This window comes from Xenorhabdus ishibashii, from assembly GCF_002632755.1.
GTDB lineage: Bacteria > Pseudomonadota > Gammaproteobacteria > Enterobacterales > Enterobacteriaceae > Xenorhabdus > Xenorhabdus ishibashii.
In genome coordinates this window covers 2,776,248-2,801,038 of record NZ_NJAK01000001.1, presented here as the reverse complement: position 1 = coordinate 2,801,038, position 24,791 = coordinate 2,776,248, and the positions used below count along the sequence as shown (strand labels likewise).

The 24,791-nt window shown below is 44.0% G+C and carries 18 protein-coding genes, 1 tRNA gene and 3 rRNA genes; 8 read left to right on the top strand and 14 right to left on the bottom strand.

The annotated features are described in order from the left end of the window. Positions 1-142: 142 nt before the first annotated feature. Both pssA and Xish_RS13335 read left to right on the top strand, forming a co-directional pair. Positions 143-1,501 (top strand): CDP-diacylglycerol--serine O-phosphatidyltransferase, encoded by a 1,359-nt coding sequence (gene pssA / locus Xish_RS13340; RefSeq protein WP_099118253.1) that lies wholly within the window; start codon positions 143-145, stop codon positions 1,499-1,501. A gap of 116 nt (positions 1,502-1,617) precedes the next feature. Further along, positions 1,618-1,905 carry a YfiM family protein gene (locus Xish_RS13335; protein ID WP_208614821.1) on the top strand — a complete coding sequence of 96 codons (288 nt, stop codon included), beginning with the start codon at positions 1,618-1,620 and terminating at the stop codon, positions 1,903-1,905. A 70-nt stretch (positions 1,906-1,975) separates the two neighbouring features. On the opposite strand, the gene rrf is transcribed toward Xish_RS13335, so the two are convergent. From rrf to rluD, 7 genes are all read right to left on the bottom strand, one after another. Next, positions 1,976-2,091, bottom strand: a 5S ribosomal RNA gene (gene rrf / locus Xish_RS13330). 81 nt (positions 2,092-2,172) lie between these two features. Next, a 23S ribosomal RNA gene (locus Xish_RS13325) occupies positions 2,173-5,082 on the bottom strand. A gap of 188 nt (positions 5,083-5,270) precedes the next feature. After that, positions 5,271-5,346, bottom strand: a tRNA-Glu gene (locus Xish_RS13320). Positions 5,347-5,429: 83 nt separating this feature from the next. Then, positions 5,430-6,972 (bottom strand): 16S ribosomal RNA (locus tag Xish_RS13315). Together the 16S, 23S and 5S rRNA genes with 1 tRNA gene alongside form the textbook arrangement of a ribosomal RNA operon. Positions 6,973-7,416: 444 nt before the next feature. Further along, positions 7,417-9,990 (bottom strand): ATP-dependent chaperone ClpB, encoded by a 2,574-nt coding sequence (gene clpB / locus Xish_RS13305; protein ID WP_099118251.1) that lies wholly within the window; start codon positions 9,988-9,990, stop codon positions 7,417-7,419. Positions 9,991-10,119: 129 nt separating this feature from the next. Continuing rightward, positions 10,120-10,851 (bottom strand): purine nucleoside phosphorylase YfiH, encoded by a 732-nt coding sequence (yfiH, locus tag Xish_RS13300; protein ID WP_099118250.1) that lies wholly within the window; start codon positions 10,849-10,851, stop codon positions 10,120-10,122. A 4-nt stretch (positions 10,852-10,855) separates the two neighbouring features. Further along, entirely contained in the window at positions 10,856-11,833 is a 978-nt protein-coding gene (rluD, locus tag Xish_RS13295; RefSeq protein ID WP_099118249.1) for a 23S rRNA pseudouridine(1911/1915/1917) synthase RluD, read from the bottom strand. A gap of 147 nt (positions 11,834-11,980) precedes the next feature. Between rluD and bamD the strand changes: the two genes are divergently transcribed. The 3 genes from bamD (at position 11,981) to pheA (ending at position 14,950) form a co-directional block, all read left to right on the top strand. After that, positions 11,981-12,703: an outer membrane protein assembly factor BamD gene (gene bamD, locus Xish_RS13290; protein ID WP_208614859.1), complete on the top strand. Its 723-nt coding sequence runs from the start codon at positions 11,981-11,983 to the stop codon at positions 12,701-12,703. 446 nt (positions 12,704-13,149) lie between these two features. After that, positions 13,150-13,482 carry a ribosome-associated translation inhibitor RaiA gene (raiA, locus tag Xish_RS13285; RefSeq protein WP_099118247.1) on the top strand — a complete coding sequence of 111 codons (333 nt, stop codon included), beginning with the start codon at positions 13,150-13,152 and terminating at the stop codon, positions 13,480-13,482. A 313-nt stretch (positions 13,483-13,795) separates the two neighbouring features. Next, positions 13,796-14,950, top strand: coding sequence for a bifunctional chorismate mutase/prephenate dehydratase (gene pheA, locus Xish_RS13280; RefSeq protein WP_099118246.1), 1,155 nt, complete (start codon positions 13,796-13,798; stop codon positions 14,948-14,950). Between the two features lie 47 nt (positions 14,951-14,997). Here pheA and tyrA read toward each other — a convergent pair whose 3' ends face one another. Continuing rightward, positions 14,998-16,119 (bottom strand): bifunctional chorismate mutase/prephenate dehydrogenase, encoded by a 1,122-nt coding sequence (gene tyrA / locus Xish_RS13275; protein ID WP_099118245.1) that lies wholly within the window; start codon positions 16,117-16,119, stop codon positions 14,998-15,000. A gap of 5 nt (positions 16,120-16,124) precedes the next feature. Next, on the bottom strand, positions 16,125-17,219 hold the full coding sequence (locus tag Xish_RS13270) for a 3-deoxy-7-phosphoheptulonate synthase (protein ID WP_099118244.1): 1,095 nt from the start codon (positions 17,217-17,219) through the stop codon (positions 16,125-16,127). Positions 17,220-17,764: 545 nt separating this feature from the next. Here Xish_RS13270 and Xish_RS13265 point away from each other — a divergent pair. Beyond that, the gene (locus Xish_RS13265; protein WP_099118243.1) at positions 17,765-19,108 is read left to right on the top strand and encodes an anaerobic C4-dicarboxylate transporter; all 1,344 of its coding nucleotides are present in this window, start codon (positions 17,765-17,767) and stop codon (positions 19,106-19,108) included. Between the two features lie 100 nt (positions 19,109-19,208). Then, the gene (locus tag Xish_RS13260) at positions 19,209-20,093 is read left to right on the top strand and encodes an IS982 family transposase (protein WP_099116568.1); all 885 of its coding nucleotides are present in this window, start codon (positions 19,209-19,211) and stop codon (positions 20,091-20,093) included. Between the two features lie 137 nt (positions 20,094-20,230). Here the strand turns inward: Xish_RS13260 and rplS are convergent, their stop codons facing one another. The 5 genes from rplS to ffh form a co-directional block, all read right to left on the bottom strand. Beyond that, positions 20,231-20,584, bottom strand: coding sequence for a 50S ribosomal protein L19 (gene rplS, locus Xish_RS13255; RefSeq protein ID WP_074023653.1), 354 nt, complete (start codon positions 20,582-20,584; stop codon positions 20,231-20,233). A gap of 65 nt (positions 20,585-20,649) precedes the next feature. After that, positions 20,650-21,402, bottom strand: coding sequence for a tRNA (guanosine(37)-N1)-methyltransferase TrmD (gene trmD / locus Xish_RS13250; RefSeq protein ID WP_099118242.1), 753 nt, complete (start codon positions 21,400-21,402; stop codon positions 20,650-20,652). 37 nt (positions 21,403-21,439) lie between these two features. Further along, positions 21,440-21,988, bottom strand: a complete 549-nt coding sequence (rimM, locus tag Xish_RS13245; RefSeq protein WP_099118241.1) for a ribosome maturation factor RimM — start codon at positions 21,986-21,988, stop codon at positions 21,440-21,442. An 18-nt stretch (positions 21,989-22,006) separates the two neighbouring features. After that, positions 22,007-22,255, bottom strand: a complete 249-nt coding sequence (rpsP, locus tag Xish_RS13240; RefSeq protein WP_074020141.1) for a 30S ribosomal protein S16 — start codon at positions 22,253-22,255, stop codon at positions 22,007-22,009. A 137-nt stretch (positions 22,256-22,392) separates the two neighbouring features. Further along, entirely contained in the window at positions 22,393-23,754 is a 1,362-nt protein-coding gene (ffh, locus tag Xish_RS13235; RefSeq protein ID WP_099118240.1) for a signal recognition particle protein, read from the bottom strand. A 198-nt stretch (positions 23,755-23,952) separates the two neighbouring features. Between ffh and Xish_RS13230 the strand changes: the two genes are divergently transcribed. Beyond that, positions 23,953-24,744, top strand: coding sequence for a cytochrome C assembly family protein (locus Xish_RS13230; protein WP_099118761.1), 792 nt, complete (start codon positions 23,953-23,955; stop codon positions 24,742-24,744). Positions 24,745-24,791 lie beyond the last annotated feature (47 nt).

Below are 24,791 nucleotides of genomic sequence, written 5' to 3'. Positions count from 1 at the left end.
TCGCACACTCTTAAAGCAATCAGCTCAAGAGAGTTAATTCATACTCACAATGAACCAAACTAATGGTATCATCGCCAGATCATTTTGATTCATACACCTTATGATGGTAGTAATTCCATCTAGACTAAGAGAAAAACGCACTGTGATGTTGTCCAAATTTAAACAAGCAAAACACCAACAACACCTTGCACAATTGCCTAAGCTACCGCAATCAGTTGCTGACATTGAGACACTTTATGAATCTAAAGTGTTTCGCAGCACCTTATTAGGACATATAGAAAATGCCCAAAAGCATATTTATATCGCAGCATTATATTTAGAAAATGATGATGCAGGGCGGGATATTCTGACTGCATTATATGAAGTCAAACAAAAACGCCCTGAGCTGGATATAAAAATTTTGGTCGATTGGCATCGTGCCCAACGTGGTCGCATTGGTGTAGAAGCCGCGGCAACAAATGCAGATTGGTACTGCTCTATGGCTGAAAGCTATCCTGATGTCACTATTTCCATTTTGGGCGTTCCAGTGAATACACGTGAAGCACTGGGGGTTTTACATCTGAAAGGCTTTATCTTTGATGATACGGTTATTTATAGTGGCGCCAGTATTAATAATGTCTATCTACACCGCCATGAAAAATATCGTTACGATCGTTATCATCTGCTACATAATGCAAAACTTGCCTCGGTCATGAAGCAATTTATCGATGACAGTATTATTAATGCAGAAGCCGTAAAAAATCTAGCCTGCTACAATCGTCCTCGTAGCCTTGAAATTAAAAATTTGATCCGCCAATTTCGTACTTCATTAAGAAATGCCGAGTACCACGTTGAAAATCAAGCATCAAATGAGGAATTAGCGGTAACCCCCCTTGTAGGATTAGGCAAAAAGAATCTTCTGAACAAAACAATTTGTCATCTTATTTCTTGTACTGAAAACAAGCTGGTTATCTGTACACCTTATTTCAATTTACCAGCAGTGTTAGTACGTGCAATATCTCGCCTGCTCCGCCAGGGAAAACAAGTTGAGATTATTATTGGAGACAAAACAGCTAATGATTTTTATATTCCACCAGAGGAACCATTTAAGATCATTGGTGCGTTGCCTTATCTGTATGAAATTAACTTGCGTAGGTTTACTAATCGGCTGCAAAAATTTATCGATAACCAGCAATTAACTATCCGGTTATGGAAAGATCAAGATAACACTTATCACTTAAAAGGGATCTGGGTTGATAATAAATGGCAATTAATTACTGGTAATAACCTTAATCCTCGCGCATGGGGATTAGATCTGGAAAATGCCATTCTTATTCATGATCCCCACCAAGAGATGAGCGAGCAACGCGCAATAGAGTTGGATTGCATCCGTACTCATACAAAAGTGATTCACAGTTATCAGGAACTAGAAAGTATCCAACTCTATCCTGTTAAGGTACGCAAACTGATACGACGTTTGCGTCGTATTCGAGTGGATCGATTAATCAGTAGGATACTGTAGAATAGATAAATAATTATCGTTTTTTTAACCCCTCTCGCTATTGCCAGAGGGGGATTTTTGTATCTTATTTATCAAACGACTATGATTTAAAAAAATAAATCATGGCGTGAATTACGATGAAAAAAAACATCATCACTCTGATACGAAATATATTAATAATTTCTCCTATCCTCTTGAATACTTCTTGTTCCAATATACGTCAGGCAAATGACAACTGGACAGGAAAAGACAAAGTACAACATTTTTTATTTTCTGCAATTGTAGCTGCCGCGGGCAATGCTTATGGTGATCGTCAACATCGGGGGCATCGCGAAAGTGCACAATTTGGTGTATTACTATCCGTTAGTATTGGTGCAATAAAAGAGCTTTATGATAGCCGTCCATCAGTAACAGGCTGGAGTTGACATGATATGACGGGTGCTGCAAACGCAAAAAAGCCATCCGGTGACGGATGGCTTCTCTGGCAAAATAGATGTCTGGCAGTTCCCTACTCTCGCATGGGGAGACCCCACACTACCATCGGCGCTACGGCGTTTCACTGCTGAGTTCGGCATGGGGTCAGGTGGGACCACCGCGCTCTTGCCGCCAGACAAATCCTGTTTTCAATCCCGAACAAGCTGCTTTCTCTCTGAAACTGTCTTCTCTCATGCCCAAAACACCTTCGGTGTTGTCAGGTTAAGCCGCACGGTTCATTAGTACTGGTTAGCTCAACGTCTCGCAACGCTTACACACCCAGCCTATCTACGTCCTCGTCTCGAACGTTCCTTCAGTGTCCTCAAGGGACAAGGGAAGACTCATCTTAAGGCAAGTTTCCCGCTTAGATGCTTTCAGCGGTTATCTCTTCCGCACTTAGCTACCGGGCAGTGCCATTGGCATGACAACCCGAACACCAGTGGTGCGTCCACTCCGGTCCTCTCGTACTAGGAGCAGCCCCTTGCAATCTTCCAACGCCCACGGCAGATAGGGACCGAACTGTCTCACGACGTTCTAAACCCAGCTCGCGTACCACTTTAAATGGCGAACAGCCATACCCTTGGGACCTACTTCAGCCCCAGGATGTGATGAGCCGACATCGAGGTGCCAAACACCGCCGTCGATATGAACTCTTGGGCGGTATCAGCCTGTTATCCCCGGAGTACCTTTTATCCGTTGAGCGATGGCCCTTCCATTCAGAACCACCGGATCACTAAGACCTACTTTCGTACCTGCTCGAGCCGTCACTCTCGCAGTCAAGCTAGCTTATGCCTTTGCACTAACCTCACGATGTCCGACCGTGATTAGCTAACCTTCGTGCTCCTCCGTTACGCTTTGGGAGGAGACCGCCCCAGTCAAACTACCCACCAGACACTGTCCGCAACCCGGTTCACGGGCCTACGTTAGAACATCAAACATTCAAGGGTGGTATTTCAAGGATGGCTCCGTGCAGACTGGCGTCCACACTTCACAGCCTCCCACCTATCCTACACATCAAGGCTCAAGGTTCAGTGTCAAGCTATAGTAAAGGTTCACGGGGTCTTTCCGTCTTGCCGCGGGTACACTGCATCTTCACAGCGAGTTCAATTTCACTGAGTCTCGGGTGGAGACAGCCTGGCCATCATTACGCCATTCGTGCAGGTCGGAACTTACCCGACAAGGAATTTCGCTACCTTAGGACCGTTATAGTTACGGCCGCCGTTTACTGGGGCTTCGATCAAGAGCTTCGCCTTGCGGCTAACCCCATCAATTAACCTTCCAGCACCGGGCAGGCGTCACACCGTATACGTCCACTTTCGTGTTTGCACAGTGCTGTGTTTTTATTAAACAGTTGCAGCCAGCTGGTATCTGCGACTGGCCTCGGCTCCGGGCGCATGTCCCTTCACCTAACGCCAGCGTGCCTTCTCCCGAAGTTACGGCACCATTTTGCCTAGTTCCTTCACCCGAGTTCTCTCAAGCGCCTGAGTATTCTCTACCTGACCACCTGTGTCGGTTTGGGGTACGATTCAATGTGACCTGATGCTTAGAGGCTTTTCCTGGAAGCAGGGCATCTGTCACTTCAGCACCATAGTGCCTCGTCATCACGCCTCAGCCTTAAAGCACCCCGGATTTCCCTGGGATGCCAGCCTACACGCTTAAACCGGGACGACCGTCGCCCGGATGACATAGCCTTCTCCGTCCCCCCTTCGCAGCCACACCGAGTACGGGAATATTAACCCGTTTCCCATCGACTACGCCTTTCGGCCTCGCCTTAGGGGTCGACTCACCCTGCCCCGATTAACGTTGGACAGGAACCCTTGGTCTTCCGGCGAGCGGGTTTTTCACCCGCTTTATCGTTACTTATGTCAGCATTCGCACTTCTGATACCTCCAGCAAACCTCACAGTTCACCTTCTCCGGCTTACAGAACGCTCCCCTACCCAACAACACCTAAATGTCGCTGCCGCAGCTTCGGTGCATGGTTTAGCCCCGTTACATCTTCCGCGCAGGCCGACTCGACCAGTGAGCTATTACGCTTTCTTTAAATGATGGCTGCTTCTAAGCCAACATCCTGGCTGTCTGAGCCTTCCCACTTCGTTTCCCACTTAACCATGACTTTGGGACCTTAGCTGGCGGTCTGGGTTGTTTCCCTCTTCACGACGGACGTTAGCACCCGCCGTGTGTCTCCCGTGATAACATTCTTCGGTATTCGCAGTTTGCATCGGGTTGGTAAGTCGGGATGACCCCCTAGCCGAAACAGTGCTCTACCCCCGAAGATGAATTCACGAGGCGCTACCTAAATAGCTTTCGGGGAGAACCAGCTATCTCCCGGTTTGATTGGCCTTTCACCCCCAGCCACAAGTCATCCGCTAATTTTTCAACATTAGTCGGTTCGGTCCTCCAGTTAGTGTTACCCAACCTTCAACCTGCCCATGGCTAGATCACCGGGTTTCGGGTCTATACCCTGCAACTTAACGCCCAGTTAAGACTCGGTTTCCCTGCGGCTCCCCTATTCGGTTAACCTTGCTACAGAATATAAGTCGCTGACCCATTATACAAAAGGTACGCAGTCACCCTGATAAATCAAGGCTCCCACTGCTTGTACGTACACGGTTTCAGGTTCTCTTTCACTCCCCTCGCCGGGGTTCTTTTCGCCTTTCCCTCACGGTACTGGTTCACTATCGGTCAGTCAGGAGTATTTAGCCTTGGAGGATGGTCCCCCCATGTTCAGACAGGATACCACGTGTCCCGCCCTACTCGTTGAGCTCACAATAGGCATGTCTTCGGATACGGGGCTTTCACCCTTTACTGCCGGCCTTTCCAGACCGTTCTCCTGACACGCCTATCGCTGATGGCTCTGGGCTCCTCCCCGTTCGCTCGCCGCTACTGGGGGAATCTCGGTTGATTTCTTTTCCTCGGGGTACTGAGATGTTTCAGTTCCCCCGGTTCGCCTCCTTACCCTATGAATTCAGGCAAGGATAGTGCAACGGATTGCACTGGGTTTCCCCATTCGGACATCGCCGGCTGATAGCGCTTCATATCAGCTCACCGGCGCTTTTCGCAGATTAGCACGTCCTTCATCGCCTCTGACTGCCTAGGCATCCACCGTGTACGCTTAGTCGCTTAACCTCACAACCCGAAGGTGTCTTCGGACTGGAGTTTTTGAGAGACTCATCAATGTTATCGTTTAACAACATTGATTGTTTCAAATTTTCAGCTTGTTCCAGATTGTTAAAGAGCAATGATTGCTAAACCGGCTCACCAGCCCGCTTAGCAATCATTTGAGGCATCGTCTTTCACCCGATACCGGAGCAAAGTGGCGTCCCCTAGGGGATTCGAACCCCTGTTACCGCCGTGAAAGGGCGGTGTCCTAGGCCTCTAGACGAAGGGGACTTCAAGTCTTCTTCTCAGACGCTTGCTCATACTGCATTTCATCAGACAATCTGTGTGAACACTCACATTTCACCATCATTGGTTAAGGAGGTGATCCAACCGCAGGTTCCCCTACGGTTACCTTGTTACGACTTCACCCCAGTCATGAATCACAAAGTGGTCAGCGCCCTCCAAAAGGTTAAGCTACCGACTTCTTTTGCAACCCACTCCCATGGTGTGACGGGCGGTGTGTACAAGGCCCGGGAACGTATTCACCGTAGCATTCTGATCTACGATTACTAGCGATTCCGACTTCATGGAGTCGAGTTGCAGACTCCAATCCGGACTACGACAGACTTTATGAGGTCCGCTTGCTCTCGCGAGGTCGCTTCTCTTTGTATCCGCCATTGTAGCACGTGTGTAGCCCTACTCGTAAGGGCCATGATGACTTGACGTCATCCCCACCTTCCTCCGGTTTATCACCGGCAGTCTCCCTTGAGTTCCCACCATAACGTGCTGGCAACAAAGGATAAGGGTTGCGCTCGTTGCGGGACTTAACCCAACATTTCACAACACGAGCTGACGACAGCCATGCAGCACCTGTCTCACGGTTCCCGAAGGCACTTCCGCATCTCTGCAGAATTCCGTGGATGTCAAGAGTAGGTAAGGTTCTTCGCGTTGCATCGAATTAAACCACATGCTCCACCGCTTGTGCGGGCCCCCGTCAATTCATTTGAGTTTTAATCTTGCGACCGTACTCCCCAGGCGGTCGATTTAACGCGTTAGCTCCGGAAGCCACAGCTCAAGGCCACAACCTCCAAATCGACATCGTTTACAGCGTGGACTACCAGGGTATCTAATCCTGTTTGCTCCCCACGCTTTCGCACCTGAGCGTCAGTCTTCGTCCAGGGGGCCGCCTTCGCCACCGGTATTCCTCCACATCTCTACGCATTTCACCGCTACACGTGGAATTCTACCCCCCTCTACGAGACTCTAGCCAACCAGTCTTAGATGCCATTCCCAGGTTAAGCCCGGGGATTTCACATCTAACTTAATTGACCGCCTGCGTGCGCTTTACGCCCAGTAATTCCGATTAACGCTTGCACCCTCCGTATTACCGCGGCTGCTGGCACGGAGTTAGCCGGTGCTTCTTCTGCGGGTAACGTCAATCGCAAGGTGTATTCAACCTTGCGCCTTCCTCCCCGCTGAAAGTACTTTACAACCCGAAGGCCTTCTTCATACACGCGGCATGGCTGCATCAGGCTTGCGCCCATTGTGCAATATTCCCCACTGCTGCCTCCCGTAGGAGTCTGGGCCGTGTCTCAGTCCCAGTGTGGCTGGTCATCCTCTCAGACCAGCTAGGGATCGTCGCCTAGGTGAGCCTTTACCCCACCTACTAGCTAATCCCATCTGGGTTCATCCGATGGCGTGAGGCCCGAAGGTCCCCCACTTTGCTCCAAAGAGGTTATGCGGTATTAGCCACCGTTTCCAGTGGTTATCCCCCTCCATCGGGCAGATCCCCAGACATTACTCACCCGTCCGCCGCTCGCCGGCAGGAAAGCAAGCTTTCCCCCGCTGCCGCTCGACTTGCATGTGTTAGGCCTGCCGCCAGCGTTCAATCTGAGCCATGATCAAACTCTTCAATTAAAAGTTTGATGCTCAAAGAATCTTACTGTTAGTTCGTAATGAATTAACTGTCAGTCACTCTTCAAGACTTTAATCTTTTTTTGCCTTTCGGCTGAGATAGTGTCTTGCGAGTGCCCACACAGATTGTCTGATTAATTTGTTAAAGAGCATTGGCAACCGGCCGTTTCTGCCGGGTTGCGAGGCTGCGTATCTTACGCTTTTCGCCTCCAGAGTCAAGCGATTATTTTCGCTTTTCTCTGCGGCCGTCGTGGCTTGTTTCAGCACATCGCCGGTCAGTGGTGGCGCATTATAGGGAGTTTTCTGGGGCTGGCAATAGTTATTTTAAAAAAAAGCCCCAACCGATTATTTATCACTCAAAAACCCCTGATTTGGTCTTTTTATAATCTACAAAAAGAAAAAAGAGGTGTAAAAAACACCTCTTAAAAACTTTCTACATAATCAATATCATTGTATTGCAACAATACGATTGTCTTCTAACTCTAAAGTCACTAATTTACCTGGAATCAATTTGCCAGAAAGAATTTGTTGGGCCAGCGGATTTTCAATCTCTTGCTGAATAGCCCGTTTCAATGGCCGAGCTCCATATACAGGATCGAAACCAGCTTCGCTTAGTTTTTCCAGTGCTTGAGATGTTATCTCAACCCGATAACCGTGCTCTTCCAAACGCTGATATAAACGTTGCAATTGAATACTTGTAATAGATTTCAGATGCTCTTTTCCTAATGGGTGGAACACAACAACTTCATCAACACGGTTAATAAACTCAGGTCTGAAATGATGACCAACTACTTCCATCACCATATTTTTCATACCTATATAATCCAATGTACCAAAGCGTTCTTGAATCATATCGGAGCCTAAGTTGGAAGTCATAATCACAACTGTGTTACGAAAATCAACTGTTCTTCCCTGACCATCAGTCAAACGGCCATCATCCAATACTTGCAACAAGATATTGAAAACATCTGGATGAGCTTTTTCTACTTCATCCAACAAAATGACAGAATAAGGACGACGACGCACTGCTTCCGTCAAATACCCACCTTCTTCATATCCAACATATCCGGGAGGCGCTCCCACTAACCTTGAAACTGCGTGTTTTTCCATAAACTCCGACATATCAATGCGCACCATGGCATCATCACTGTCGAACAAGAAATTAGCCAACGCCTTACACAATTCTGTTTTACCCACCCCAGTCGGCCCCAAGAACATGAAAGAACCGATTGGACGATTGGGATCAGATAATCCCGCTCTGCTACGACGAATTGCATTCGATACAGCTTCAACAGCTTCATCCTGCCCTATTACGCGCTTATGCAATTCTTGCTCCATGCGCAGTAATTTATCTTTTTCACTTTCCAGCATTCTGGATACAGGGATCCCTGTCCAGCGTGCGAGTATTTCAGCAATTTCAGCATCTGTAACTTTGTTACGCAGCAACTTCATATGACGATTTTCTGCTGTTGTTGCTGTTGCTAGGCGTTTTTCCAATTCCGGAATTTTTCCGTACTGAATTTCAGACATTTTAGCCAAGTCACCGCTACGGCGAGCTTTTTCTAATTCAATACGGGTATTTTCTAATTCAGCCTTGATATTTTGGGTGCCACTAAGTTCAGCCTTCTCCGCTTTCCACTCTTCTTCTAATTCAGAATATTCACGTTCTTTTTCTGCCAATTCTTCGTTTAGCATCTCTAAACGTTTTTTACTGGCATCATCAGATTCTTTTTTCAGTGCCTGCTGCTCAAGTTTTAACTGAATAACGCGGCGCTCAAGGCGATCCAATGCTTCTGGTTTAGAATCCATCTGCATACGCAGGCTTGCCCCTGCTTCATCAATCAGATCAATGGCTTTGTCAGGTAGCATACGATCAGAAATATAGCGATGAGATAGTGTTGCAGCCGCCACAATTGCTGGATCAGTGATTTGGACGTGATGATGCAATTCATATCGCTCTTTCAATCCACGCAAAATAGCAATCGTATCTTCAACCGTAGGTTCTGCCACATAAACTTTCTGGAAACGACGTTCTAAAGCCGCATCTTTTTCTATATACTGACGATACTCATCAAGTGTTGTTGCCCCAACGCAATGCAATTCTCCACGAGCCAGAGCGGGTTTTAACATGTTACCGGCATCCATTGCGCCTTCGGCTTTGCCTGCCCCTACCATGGTATGCAATTCATCAATAAACAGAATGACTGAACCTTCCTGTTTGGTAAGATCGTTCAAAACACCTTTCAAACGCTCTTCGAATTCACCACGGTATTTAGCACCGGCTAATAACGCCCCCATATCAAGTGACAGAACACGTTTGTTTTTCAGACCTTCTGGAACTTCACCATTGACAATACGCTGTGCCAAACCTTCAACAATCGCGGTTTTCCCAACCCCTGGTTCACCAATAAGAACAGGATTATTTTTGGTTCTACGTTGCAACACCTGAATAGTTCGACGAATTTCTTCATCACGCCCGATCACAGGATCTAATTTGCCTTGTTCGGCTCGTTCAGTCAGATCAATGGTATATTTTTTTAATGCTTGACGCTGATCTTCTGCACCTTGCTCATTCACTTTTTCACCACCACGCATTTGTTCTATTGCCTTAGTGATTTTATCCTTGGTTGCACCAGCAGTTTTCAACATGTCACTTAGTGTTCCACGTTCTTCTATCGCTGCCAGGATAAAGAGTTCAGAAGAAATAAAGTTATCGCCTGATTTTTGTGCCAGTTTGTCACACAAATTTAAATAACGTCCCAATTCGCTGGATACCTGCACATCTCCACCATTGCCCTCTACTTTTGGCAATCGGTGCAGAGCCTGATTCAGTTGATTATTGAAGCTTCCCGTATCCACCCCTGCCGAGGCTAATAAGGGACGTACTGAACCGCCTTCTTGATTAATTAATGCACTCATCAAGTGGAGAGGTTCGATGAATTGATTATCACGCCCTAATGCGAGGGATTGGGCGTCAGCGAGAGCAAGCTGGAATTTATTGGTAAGACGATCCAGACGCATAACACCTCCAATACTGGTCAGAATTTGCTACTGGAGACTAGATAAGGTCATTCCTTAAATATTCAAGGTTTTCTGAAAAGTTAATTGGAAACTTACCGCTATACGCCAAAGATCGTCCTGTAAAATAGGTTATCGCAACCAGATTAAAGTTGCCATTCGCCCTGTATTACCATCACGACGATAAGAGAAAAAGGTTTTTTCCTCCGTGACAGTACATGCGGTTCCACCAAAAATCTCTGTGATTCCTACTGACTGCAACTTTAATTTAGCCAGTAAATAAATATTTGCCAGAAATTTATCACCATAAGGCGTGAAAGCTTGTTCCAGATCAGGATTGTTCGTAATGAAAGTTTCTCTGACCTCACTTCCTACCTCAAATTTTTCAGGGCCAATAGCAGGCCCCAACCATGCACAGATCATGTCAGGTTTTGCGCTAAATCGAGACACGGTATTTTCCAACACTCCGGCACATAACCCGCGCCATCCTGCATGGGCTGCTGCGACTTCATCACCAGAAATGCTGCAAAAAAGAACTGGCAAACAATCTGCGGTCATCACAGCACAAACCTGACCAGGTATATTCGTGTAAACGGCATCGGCCTGATTATTCACCAATGGCTGACCATCAAGTGTGATAACATGTGTTCCGTGTATTTGCTCCAGCCATGTAGGTTGCTGCGGCAATTGGGCATACTCAACCAATAGCGTTCTATTCCGCTCCACATATTCTGGAACGTCCCCGACATGATTACCCAGATTCAAGCTATCATATGGAGGATGGCTTATTCCGCCAAAACGGGTAGTACTGCAAGCACCGACATTATCAGGCTGTGGCCAATCAGGAAAAATCAGTGGTGTCATTTACCTACCAATCCATCTCGTCTTTGAAAGTCTCAGCATCCACTTTCATCAATTCAATCAATTTAACCATATCGTCCGGTAATGGGGCATGCCATTCCATCTCAATTCCAGTGATCGGATGGTAAAGACGTAACATGGTTGCATGCAATGCCTGGCGATCAAAATTGCGCATCACTTCGCGAAACTCATCAGAAGCCCCTTTTAAGGGACGAGGGCGTCCACCATACAGAGGATCACCCACCAACGGGTGTTTTACATGTGCCATATGCACACGAATTTGGTGTGTTCTACCTGTCTCTAAACGCAGACGCAAACGAGTATGCGCTCGGAAATGCTCCATAACGCGATAATGGGTAACGGCAGGTTTTCCCATAGGATGTACTGCCATGTGTGTCCGTTTTGTTGGATGGCGGGAAATGGGTTCTTCTACCGTTCCTCCAGCCGTCATACGTCCCAAAGCAACCGCTTCATATTCACGGGTTATTTCACGTAATTGCAAAGATTCTACCAAACGGGTTTGTGCCGGCACGTTTTTTGCCACAACCATTAGCCCTGTTGTATCTTTGTCAAGACGATGAACAATGCCTGCGCGGGGTACATCTGCAATTTCAGGATAGTGATATAGCAAGGCGTTCAACACTGTACCGTCAGGATTACCTGCTCCCGGATGAACAACCAAATCACGTGGTTTATTGATTACTAAAATATCATCATCTTCATAAACAATATTCAGTTCGATATCCTGAGGCTCCCAACGTGCATCTTCTTCAATGATAGCATCAACGAAGATTTCTTCACCGCCCAGAACTTTTTCTTTTGGTTTGTTAATTAATTTACCATTAACTTGAACTTTATTATCCAAGATCCACTCTTTTATACGTGACCTGGAGTAATCAGGGAACAATTCAGCCAACGCTTGATCTAAACGTTGACCAAGCTGAGATTCAGCGACTATTGCATTAAGTCGGATTTGTTGTGCCATATATAACTTCTATATTTTACGTTGAGTTTTGACGGCGAAGCCGTTTCATTTAAAATAGTGTGCTATTGTAACCCCATATTTTGCCGGGAGCTTCACGGACAGTCTCCCAGAAAACACTCAGAGGATAATCAACACGTGATGATTCGCATGAAATATCTGGTGGCAGCGACCACATTGAGCCTGGTTCTATCTGGATGTTCCAGCAATAAGGATGCTGTTCCTGATATCCCGCCATCTCAAATTTATTCAATTGGGCAAGAAAAGCTGCAAGAAGGTAACTATAAAGCGGCTATCAAGCAATTGGAATCCCTTGATAACCGATATCCTTTTGGCCCGTACTCTCAGCAAGTTCAGCTTGATCTTATCTACGCTTATTACAAATCAGCGGAATACCCACTGGCTCTCGCATCCATTGACCGTTTCATGCGCCTGAATCCAACCCATCCTAATATCGACTATGTACTCTATATGCGTGGTTTGGTCTCGCTAGCTTTGGATGACAGCCTATTACAAGGCCTTTTCAGCATTGATCGATCGAATCGTGATCCTGAACATGCCCGTGCTGCATTCCGTGATTTCAACCAACTGGTGCGTTATTATCCAAACAGTCAGTATTCAACTGATGCGACCAAACGGTTAGTATTCCTCAAAGAACGTTTAGCCAAATATGAACTTGCAGTTGTGCAATATTACACTAAACGCAGTGCTTACGTAGCTGTCGTCAATCGGGTAGAACAGATGCTACGCGACTATCCTGATACTAATGCAACTCGGAAGGCTCTCCCTTATATGGAGTTAGCTTATAAAGAATTAGGATTGGCGGCCGAAGCCAATAAAGTAGCACAGCTCATCGCTGCCAACCCCGTATAAAACCTCATCCCATCAAATTTGAAGAGGTGATCGAAAACAGTAGCCAAATGGCTACTGTTTTTTTGTCTATTGTTTTTTCTAATAGCGAAGTTGCCAGGAATATCAATGCTGGAAATGTAATTTATTCTGTTTAGCCAACAAACTGAACGCACTAGCACACTGTGATCATATTTGGTAGCCATGTTTGGCTATATCTGCATTATTTTCACCTTGAAAACAACGCATATTTTGTGACTATAACGCAATTTAATAATTCCATAACTGACAAATAATGGCGTATAACTCCTCCTTCCGCAACAAATATTATCCATATCTTTTCTGGTCATCACAATTCTGTCACTTACTGCCAAAATCACTCAATAAAAGTGATTTAGATCATTCTTTTTATGCAAAATGGCGCTATGCTGAATACATCAAAGACGGAGTAACATCAAAGAGGTAACTATATGTTAGTGAACATTACCAGCAAACAAATGGAAATTACCCCCGCAATTCGTAGCCATGTAGAAGACCGTCTAAGTAAGTTGAGCAAATGGCAAGTCAATCTAATCAGTCCACATATCGTACTATCAAAAGAACCACAAGGATTCTTGGTTGATGCCACAATTGGTACACCGAATGGTACGTTAGTGGCTAGCGCCAAACATGAAGATATGTACACGGCAATCAATGATCTGTTGACAAAATTAGAACGCCAACTCAATAAAGTGCAGCATAAAGCAGAAGCTCGCCGTGCAGACAATAGTGTTAAAGAATCCAATCTCAACTTAGAAGTATAACCATCCCTGATTTTTGTCCTAACGCGCTCAATGGGCGCGTTTTTACTGCCTGTTGACACTCCAAGCTAAATAAGTTAATTAAAATACATTATTGAAACCATAAGATAATGTGCTAGCAGGCTAAATGATTATCAAACCGTGCTTCTTATTTTTCTTTTTTTCACCTTCTCATTAGGAGGTTGATTCGTTTCAAAGAAAATTTCAGAAGACGAATAAGAGCCTCCCATTAACAGGGAGGTTTTTTGTTTTACTGATCATAAAAATATCCACGACGCACAGGCTATACTCATAATAAGAATGTCAGGAACATACTATGGAACGAGATTTAGTTAGTTTACGAAAAGAAATTAGCCATATTGATGCAGAATTGCTGGATCTGCTTGCTAAACGCCGACAATTAGCCAGTGACATCGCCCAGACAAAACTGCACGATAATCGCCCTATCAGAGATAAAAATCGTGAACGAGAATTATTGAACATATTGATTGAGAAAGGAAAGTTACGCGGATTAGATGGGTTTTACATTACCCGATTATTTCAGATGATCATTGAGGATTCTGTTCTTACGCAACAGGCGTTATTACAGCAATATCTGAATCAAACACCTTACGATTCCGCCCGTATTACTTTTCTGGGGCCAAAAGGTTCATATTCTCATATTGCAGCTCGACAATTTGCTGCCCGTCACTTTAATCAGTTGGTTGAATGCAGTTGCCACAAATTCTCAGATATTTTCTCACTGGTTGAAATTGGTCAGGCTGATTATGGCATCCTGCCACTGGAAAATACCAGCTCAGGGGCAATCAATGAAGTTTATGATTTATTACAACATACCTCTTTATCCCTTGTTGGAGAGATAACCCTGCCAATCAACCACTGTCTATTGATTGCCGGACAAACTGACATTTCAAGGATAAAAACCGTTTATAGCCACTCTCAACCTTTTCAACAATGTAGCCAATATCTCAATAAATATCCTGACTGGAATATTATCTACTGTGAAAGCACTGCCGCTGCTATGCAAAAAGTAGCTGAACTTAACTCACCAGAAATAGCCGCATTAGGCAGTGAGGCAGGAGGTACTCTCTATGGATTACATGTTTTAGAAAATAACTTGGCAAATCAGCAAGAGAATAGTACTCGTTTTATTGTTGTTTCCCGCAAATCTATTGACGTGTCCGAGCAAGTTCCGGCTAAAACTACTTTCATTATGTCAACCGGACAGCAAGCAGGAGCGCTGGTTAATGCTCTTATTATACTAAAGAAACATGATATCCCCATGCGTAAATTGGAGTCTCGCCCAATAAATGGTAAACCGTGGGAAGAGATGTTTTACATTGATGTGCAAGCCAATCTGCGCTCCATAAAAATGCAACAAGCATTGAAAGAACTGACAGAAATCACTCGCTTTCTGAAAGTGTTAGGATCTTATCCATCAGAAAATGTCATTCCTATTGATCCTATCTAAAGTAAAAAAACAAAACCGGATGGAAACATCCGGTTTTAAAATAAGATTTATACTCGGTTATCACTAGCCTGCTGCAAAAGCACTCGACTTTCCTTCATAAATCGGGTTGCTTCATTGCCAAACCAATCACTTATCTGGTTAAAACTCGCAATAAAAGCTGATTTATCTTGATGTTCCAATATTTCCAGAGCCTGCCCGAAGCTTTGGTAATATCGACGAATAAGTGCAATGTTTTCAGGGCTAGACATAATAATATCAGCATATAGTTGGGGATCTTGGGCGAATAACCGTCCTACCATCGCAAGCTCTAATCGATATATCGGTGAAGACAGTGAAAGCAATTGCTGTAAATCGATATCTTCTTTTGCAAGATGCCGTCCGTAAGAGAAGGTAGTGAAATGACGCAGCGCCTGGATGAAGCCCATGTTTTTATCATGTTTCTCCGCGGTGATTTGATGCAATCTCGCTCCCCATACCGATATTTGTTCCAAAAACCATTGATACGATTCTGGATAGCGTCCATCGCAATACACAACCACCTGCTTAGCAAAGCTACCTACATCTGGCCCAAACATAGGGTGCAACCCTAAAACAGGCCCTTGATGTACTTCAAGCATCGCATTTAATGGTCTTTGCTTAATTGAGGCTAAATCAACTAAAATACACTGCTCTGGTAAAGGAGGTAATCGACGAATAATCTTCTCTGTCAAATGGATGGGAACACTGACAATGACCATCCCAGCTCCGGCCAATATATGTCCGGCGTTATCCCAATCACCGGCTTCAAGCACCCTGATTTCATAGCCAGACAGCGTCAACAATCGACTGAATAATCTCCCCATTTTTCCTGAGCCACCTACAATAACCACAGGCCCCAAATGAGTACCGAGTTTTTTAAAGCCTTTGTTATTTTCACTGACATAAGACTCACGCATAATACGGCGTAAGATATCTTCAATCAAATCAGGCGGAACTCCCATATTTTCCGCCTCCTGACGACGGGAGGCCAACATAGCTGCCTCCCTATCAGGTGCATAAATTGGTAAACCAAGCTGACTTTTAACTTCACCAACTTTCGCTACTAAATTCATTCTTTTTGCCAGCAAAGATAATAAGGTTTTATCTACCTCATCAATTTGAGTTCTCAGTTGTGATAATTCTGCCGTCATATTGATTATCCTGCTTTTTCCATTATTACATTTCGATTAGCTAAATGCGGAGCAATTTGTTGGTGCAGCTTTCTCAATATGTGCTCCGTAGTTTGCCAGCTAATACAAGCGTCAGTAACCGAAACACCGTATTTCATTTCAGAGCGAAGCTGTTCAGAAGATTGATTGCCCTCATTGATATGGCTTTCCAACATAATCCCAATAATGGATTGATTTCCAGATATAATCTGTTCGGCAACAGAATCTACAACGATACTCTGGCGACGAAAATCTTTATTGGAATTACCGTGACTGCAATCAATCATCAGTGATGGTATCAGCCCTGCTTTAATCATTTGGTTTTCACAATCAGTAACATGTTTTGCACTGTAATTCGGCTCTACGCCGCCACGCAATATCACATGTCCATTCGGATTACCCTGAGTTTGTAGCAAGCAAACTTGGCCTGATTGATTTATCCCCATAAAGCGGTGAGGCATTGCCGCTGCTTTCATGGCATTAATTGCGGTATTCAAATTACCATCTGTGCCATTTTTAAACCCGACTGGTACAGACAACCCTGATGCCATTTCACGATGAGTTTGAGATTCAGTTGTTCTGGCACCAATTGCTGACCAACTAAATAAATCCCCTAAGTATTGTGGATTATTGGGGTCAAGTGCCTCATTAGCCAAAGGCAATCCCATTTCTACCAAGTTTATCAATAGACGACGAGCAATATGTAGCCCCGCATTCATATCAAATGACCCATCCATATAGGGATCACTAATCAACCCTTTCCAACCAACGGTTGTACGAGGCTTTTCAAAATAGACACGCATAACAATATACAGACAATCACTCAATTCAGCAGACAGCGCTTTCAAACGGCGGGCATAATCCAGAGCAGCATCCACATCATGAATTGAACATGGACCACATACCACTAATAAACGAGGATCACGATGCTGAATAATATCAGCAATGGTATTACGCGCGTTTGTGATGGCATGGAGATCATGGCTATCCAACAGGTATTTCTGTTTCAACTCTTTTGGAGTAATAAGAACTTGTTCATCAAGGATATGAACGTTATTCAGAGCGTCTTTTTGCATGATCATTTCTATCTACCTTGTCTGTTTAATGTTTGTCTAAGTGTCTGGTGAATAACATACCATGCACAGTAAAGAATACAATACAAAAAACGTAAACAACCATCATAAACGTAAATTTTAATTTACATTAAAATATTATAAAGGCTATTGGTAGTATGGATATCCTAACAAGCCATTGAATTTTATTTTCACACCAAAATATATAAATAATTTTTAAAGTTAACTCATTGTTAATCTTGATTTACAATAACACAAAAACACAAATACCTTGTTAACCTATTGCAACCTGTTTATTACAAAAACAAATATCTTTAAAAATCAAATATTAAAAATAAGATCTCAATCTCATTTTTATATAAACATTCTAATAATATTAATATGTTCTTTTAATGTTTTTATAAAACTATAAAAAAATATTTATATAAAATCGCTGTACCCAATAGATCTCAAGCTATAACTACTAGCTTGGAAATGAAGGTATAAACCATGCAGATGTAAAAATCTGTACTACCAATTTTTATTTATTTTTCAATTAATTATTAAGGATAGATATGATAACGCTGCAATTTGCCATAATAATCATATGCTTATTGATAGGTACGCGTTATGCGGGAATGGGATTAGGGCTGATCAGTGGGATTGGGCTTTTTATACTGACATTTGTCTTTGGCCTGGAACCAGGTAAGCCCCCCGTTGATGTGATGCTCACTATTCTTGCTGTGATCGGCTGTGCATCTGTTTTACAAACAGCAGGTGGGCTAAATGTTATGATGCAATTTGCTGAACGCTTGCTGCGTCGCCATCCGCAACATATCACCATTTTGGCACCACTAACCACTTGGATGCTCACTTTTCTTTGTGGTACTGGTCATGTGGTTTATACCATGTTTCCAATCATTGGTGATATTGCCTTGAAAAAAGGTATTCGTCCTGAACGGCCAATGGCTATTGCTTCTGTCGCTTCTCAAATGGCAATCACCGCCTCTCCTGTATCTGTTGCCGTTGTTTCTTTGGTGTCAATTATTGCTGCCAGTCATGGTATTGGGCAGTCGTATGGGATCTTGGAAATTTTAGCTGTTTCAATACCAGCATCACTCACTGGGGTAACACTTGCTGCATTATGGAGCTTACGTCGAGGAAAAGATCTTGATCAGGACGAAGAATTTCAGGCGAAAATCAGAGATCCAAAGCAACGTGAGTTTATTTATGGTGGTTCTGACACACTATTGGATCAAATCTTTCCTAAGCAAGCTTATTGGGCAACCTGGATTTTCTTTGCTGCAATTGCCATCGTCGTCTTATTTGGTGCATTCACAGAATTACGTCCTGCTTTCGAAGCACAAGGCATATTAAAACCACTTTCCATGAATCTGGTGATCCAGATGATGATGTTAATTGCAGGTTCCATTATATTGATGACCTGTAAAGTCAAAACCAGTGAAATCGCCAATGGTGCCGTGTTCAAAGCAGGGATGGTTGCGATTTTCTCTGTCTTTGGCGTGGCATGGATGAGCGATACCTTCTTCCACTCACATTTAGGTGAATTAAAATTAGTTCTGGAAGATGTAGTTCAGGCACAGCCGTGGACTTATGCCCTTGTACTGTTTTTGGTATCAAAACTGGTTAACAGCCAAGCCGCAGCCTTAACTGCTATTGCACCAATGGGATTACAGCTTGGGGTTGATCCTAAGATTCTGATCGCTTTCTTCCCTGCTGCCTATGGCTATTTTGTTTTACCTACTTATCCGAGCGATTTGGCTTGTATTGGTTTTGACCGTTCCGGTACAACAAAAATCGGGAAATTTATTATCAACCACAGCTTTCTTTTACCAGGATTGATTGGCGTCAGTGGTGCGTGTACAGTAGGGTATATTTTAGTCAATACGCTGATGTAACTTACGCTAACCCGAATTCTGGATAAGAAATTGACGAGAAGCCTGTTCCAGGAGCAAAGTTTTGGTGCACACCGAAAACAACTCCGAGGGGGAACAGGCTATGGACAAGTTAGTTGAAATTTTCTGTGATGTCGATGATTTTTGCCGTTTTTTCATTCCTCAATGGGAACAATTTTGCCTTGAGAGTGGGCATCGTTTACGCCGCCGACAAGGTCATATGTATCCCAGTGAAATCATGACCATTTTGATCCTTTTTCATATGTCGCATTACCGTGATTTTAAAAATTTTTATTTGAAACATATTTGGCAATACCACCACCGCGACTTCGCCACTTTACTCAGTTATACCCGTTTTATCAGCGTTGCCCCTTCCGTTTTGGTGCCATTATGCAGCTATCTGACTCAATTAAAAGGGAAACCCACAGGCATTGCTTTTATTGATTCCACCAGTTTGAGTGTCTGCCATAACATTCGCATCCCTCGACATAAGGTCTTTGCGGGGATCGCACAGCGTGGAAAAAATTCAATGGGATGGTTTTATGGTTTCAAATTACACTTGGTTGTCAATCATCAGGGGGAAATTCTCGCGCTTAAAGTCACGGCCGGTAATGTGGATGATCGGGAACCGGTTCGCGAATTAACCACAGAATTAATGGGTTCTCTTTACGGCGATAAAGGTTATCTGAGTCAGGAATTGGCGGACGATTTAGCCAACAGCGGTGTCACTTTCATCACGAAAAAACGGCGTAACATGAAAGCCCGTATGCAAGCTGAGTGGGATAAGATAATGTTAAAAAAGCGTTTTATCATTGAAACGATTAATGGCCAATTAAAATTAATTTCTCAGATAGAGCACTCTCGCCACCGAAGTATAAGAGGATTTATGTTGACCGTTTTAGGTGGACTGATCGCTTACTGCCTTAAATTGAAAAAACCATCACTGAAAGTTTTCTACTCAGAAGACGCTGTTCCAATGATGGCTTAAGCAGAATTCGGGTTACGCTAGTAACGTAGTAACCCTTAATCTGGCTTACGACTGCAAAAATAAGTTTCCCGATTTAGAATGTAAAAAGGCCAGCATATAGCTGGCCTTTAATAACTTTCGGATGTAGCAAAAGCGTATTATTTTGCGTTCAGACGCTCTTTAATACGAGCAGCCTTACCAGAACGCTCACGCAGGTAGTACAGTTTAGCTCTGCGAACAGCACCACGACGTTTAACGAAAATGCTGTCTACGACTGGGGAGTGAGTCTGGAATACACGCTCAACGCCTTCGCCGTTAGAAATCTTACGAACAGTGAATGCAGAGTGCAGACCGCGGTTACGAATCGCAATAACCACGCCCTCGAATGTCTGCAGACGCTTTTTAGAACCTTCAACGACCCATACCTTAACTTCCACGGTGTCACCCGGACGGAATGAAGGTACGTCTTGCTTCATCTGCTCTTGTTCAAGTTGTTTAATAATGTTGCTCATAATAACTCTCTTACCCTAGGTAAACTGATATATCAAAGACACCCCTTCGGCGGGATATGTCTGGATTAATTCGTTGCCTGATCTTGATATTCCCGTTGGAATTCAGATAGCAACATCCTTTGCTCGTCAGTCAGAGCTAGGTTTTCTAGAAGTTCGGGCCTTCTCAACCAGGTTCGGCCAAGCGACTGTTTCATTCGCCAGCGATTAATTTCAGCATGGTTTCCCGACAGCAAAACTGGGGGAACTTCCATATCATCTAACACTTCAGGGCGAGTATAATGCGGACAATCCAACAGTCCATCAGCGAATGAGTCTTCTTCTGCCGATGCCTGACGCCCTAATACTCCCGGAATAAACCGTGATATTGAGTCAATCATCGTCATTGCAGGAAGCTCTCCCCCGCTAAGAACGTAATCACCGACAGACCACTCTTCGTCAATTTCGGTTTGGATGATACGCTCATCAATACCTTCATAACGCCCGCAAACCAGAATTAATTTCTCATTTGCGGCCAGTTCACAAACTCCTTGTTGATCGAGTTTGCGTCCCTGAGGTGAAAGATAAATCACCTTTGCACCATCACCTGCCGAAGCTTTAGCTGCATGAATGGCTTCCCGTAATGGTTGCACCATCATCAGCATGCCTGGACCACCGCCATAAGGGCGATCATCAACAGTACGATGCCGGTCGTAAGTAAAATCCCGCGGATTCCAGCACTCAATACTCAACAGGCCATTTTTTACAGCCCGACCAGTTACCCCGTAATCGGTTATTGCGCGGAACATTTCAGGAAACAGGCTAATAACCCCAATCCACATACTGCGTCCCACTCATTTAAACCGTCTTTACCGGAGATTAAAAACCAGGATCCCAATCTACCTCAATGGTTTTGGTAGCGAGATCGACTTTCTTGATAACCTGCCCATCAAGAAACGGAACCAGCCGCTCCTTGATACCGAATGCATCTTTCAGGTTTGCTTTTATTACCATCACATCGTTAGAACCCGTTTCCATCATGTCATGAATGGTTCCAAGGTTATAACCGGTTGTATTTATTACTTGGCAGCCAATAAGGTCTTTCCAGTAATAATCACCTTCTTCCAGTTCTGGTAACTGGCTACAATCCACTACAATTTCACAGTTAGTGAATAAATTTGCCGCATCCCGATCGTCAATGCCTTTGATTTTGACGATAATATCTTGGTTATGGTATTTCCACGCTTCCAGTTCAATGTGCTGCCACTGGCCTAAGCGTTGAATAAACCACGGTTGATATTCAAAAATGTCTTCGGTGTGTTCGGTGGAAGAAAAAACTCTGAGCCAACCACGAATGCCATATGCAGACCCTAATTTCCCCAATACAATTGGCTCAGCAGGGTGCTTTAGGCCAGATTGTTTGCTCATTGTTACCACCGCGACAGATTAAGCTGCTTTCTTAGCGTCTTTGATCAGTGTAGCAACACGATCAGACACGGATGCACCCAGACCAACCCAGTGTTCGATACGGTCTAGATCTAAACGCAGAGCTTCTGCTTTTCCTGAAGCGATTGGGTTGAAGAAACCAACACGCTCAATAAAACGACCATCACGCGCATTGCGGCTATCGGTCACGACTACTTGATAAAACGGACGCTTTTTTGCGCCGCCACGAGCTAAACGAATTGTTACCATAACATCCTCATTAGTTAGCAAAACAACCAGACTCCATCGAGGAATGGAGTCCGGTTGTCCATTTAAAAGCCCGAAAATTTTACTCACTTTGGCGCAAAAAGCAATCCAAAGAACATTTTCTTTCGCAACTTTGTTGATTATCGTCCCATAAATCCCGGTGGCAGCATGCCTTTCATGCCTCGCATCATTTTTGCCAGACCACCTTTCTTCATTTTTTTCATCATACGCTGCATTTCATCAAACTGCTTCAACAAGCGGTTGACATCCTGCACCTGTGTACCTGATCCCATCGCAATACGGCGTTTACGGGAACCTTTGATGATTTCTGGTTTTTCACGCTCTTTGCGGGTCATGGAATTAATGATGGCTTCCATTTTAACCAGAACCTTGTCATCCATTTGGGATTTGACGGCATCAGGGATTTGTGACATTCCCGGCATTTTGCCCAACATGCTGGCCATTCCGCCCATATTACGCATCTGTTTAAGCTGTTCAAGGAAATCGCTTAAATCAAAACCATCACCTTTTTTCAGTTTAGATGCCAATTTTTCCGCTTGGGTACGATCAACTTTACTTTCAAGTTCTTCGATAAGTGAAAGCATATCCCCCATCCCCAGAATGCGGGATGCAATGCGATCAGGATGGAAAGGTTCTAATGCATCCGTTTTTTCACCAACGCCGAGGAATTTGATAGGTTTACCAGTGATATGGCGGATGGAAAGCGCAGCACCGCCACGTGCATCACCATCTACTTTGGTCAGAACAACACCTGTTAATGGCAATGCTTCATTAAATGCTTTTGCTGTATTTGCCGCATCTTGCCCCGTCATTGCATCAACAACAAACAGGGTTTCAACAGGATCAATAGCCGCATGAACCGCTTTGATTTCATCCATCATAGCTTCATCAATATGCAGACGGCCTGCTGTATCGACTAACAATACATCATAGAATTTCAGCTTGGCATATTGGATCGCTTTATTGACAATATCAACAGGCTTTTCCTGTGGATCGGAAGGGAAAAAGTCAACTCCAACTGTTTCAGACAAGGTTTCAAGCTGTTTGATCGCCGCTGGTCGGTATACGTCAGCAGAAACAACCAAAACTTTTTTCTTGTTTTTTTCTTTCAGCAACTTACCTAATTTAGCAACGCTGGTCGTTTTGCCTGCACCTTGCAAACCAGCCATAAGAACCACTGCGGGAGGCTGTGTGGAAAGGTTCAGTTCACTGTTAACCTCTCCCATCGCCTTAACCAATTCATTCTGAACGATTTTAACGAATTCCTGACCTGGGGTCAGACTTTTGTTAACCTCATGCCCCACTGCGCTCTCTTTGACTCGTGCAATAAAATCACGCACGACAGGCAATGCAACATCCGCTTCGAGCAAAGCCATACGAACTTCGCGCAGCGTATCTTTAATATTATCTTCAGTCAGCCGCCCGCGACCGCTGATATTGCGCAATGTGCGCGATAGTCTGTCAGTTAAATTATCAAACATTGTCTCAGCTCAGATATCTACAAGTGGGTCTACCTGTAAGGCAAATTTCGCAAATTATAGCACGATGATTATGTGATCTCTGCAAAGAGATTCCCAAGTATAATTAACAATGGTTGGAGGCTACTCCTGCTAGCGGTATACTTAAATTTCAGTTTCAATCCATACCCAATGGATTTCATTGCGAAAACGATAAACGTTATGCTGATATTTTCAATTATTGCTTTACTTGCCTATCTCATTAGTCTGACGCTCATCGTGCCAGGTTTATTACGCCAACAAAACAGTTATCAAAAACTGGCACTTTCTTTTGCAATTGTAGCGTTAGTCGCTCACGCGATTGCATTAAAATACCAAGTTTTTCGTGTCAGCAGCGGGCAAAATCTTACGTTATTGAATTTAGGCTCAATTGTCAGTTTGCTTATGTGCATCATCATGACAGTTGTCGCTTTCCGTGGACGTGCATGGTTTTTACTGCCAATTGTTTACAGCTTCGCCATGATCAATTTGATACTGGCTAGCATGATGCCGGGAGAATTTATTACTCATCTTGAAGATAGTGTTGAATTATTTATTCATATTGGGCTGGCACTACTTGGCTATGCAACTTTACTCATTGCAGCACTTTATGCATTACAATTTGGTTGGTTGGATCATCAGCTTAAAAAGAAAAAACTCACATTTACCTCTGGTATTCCCCCATTGATGACAATTGAGCGGAAAATGTTTCACATTACCCAAGTTGGTGTAGTTTTACTAACATTGACGCTATGCACCGGCATCATGTATATGGATGATATTTTCAGTAAAGAAAATATCCATAAATCAGTTTTATCTATCGTAGCATGGTTTATCTACGTTATTTTGCTTTGGGGACATTATCATGAAGGATGGCGCGGCAGGCGTGTTATTTGGTTCAATTTGATTGGCGCATTTATTCTCACACTTGCTTTTTTCGGTAGCAGGTTATTGCAGGAAATAATGGTTTATTAATAAGTTAATTTATCTTCGCCAATTTGTTTCATTATATAGGAAGGAAT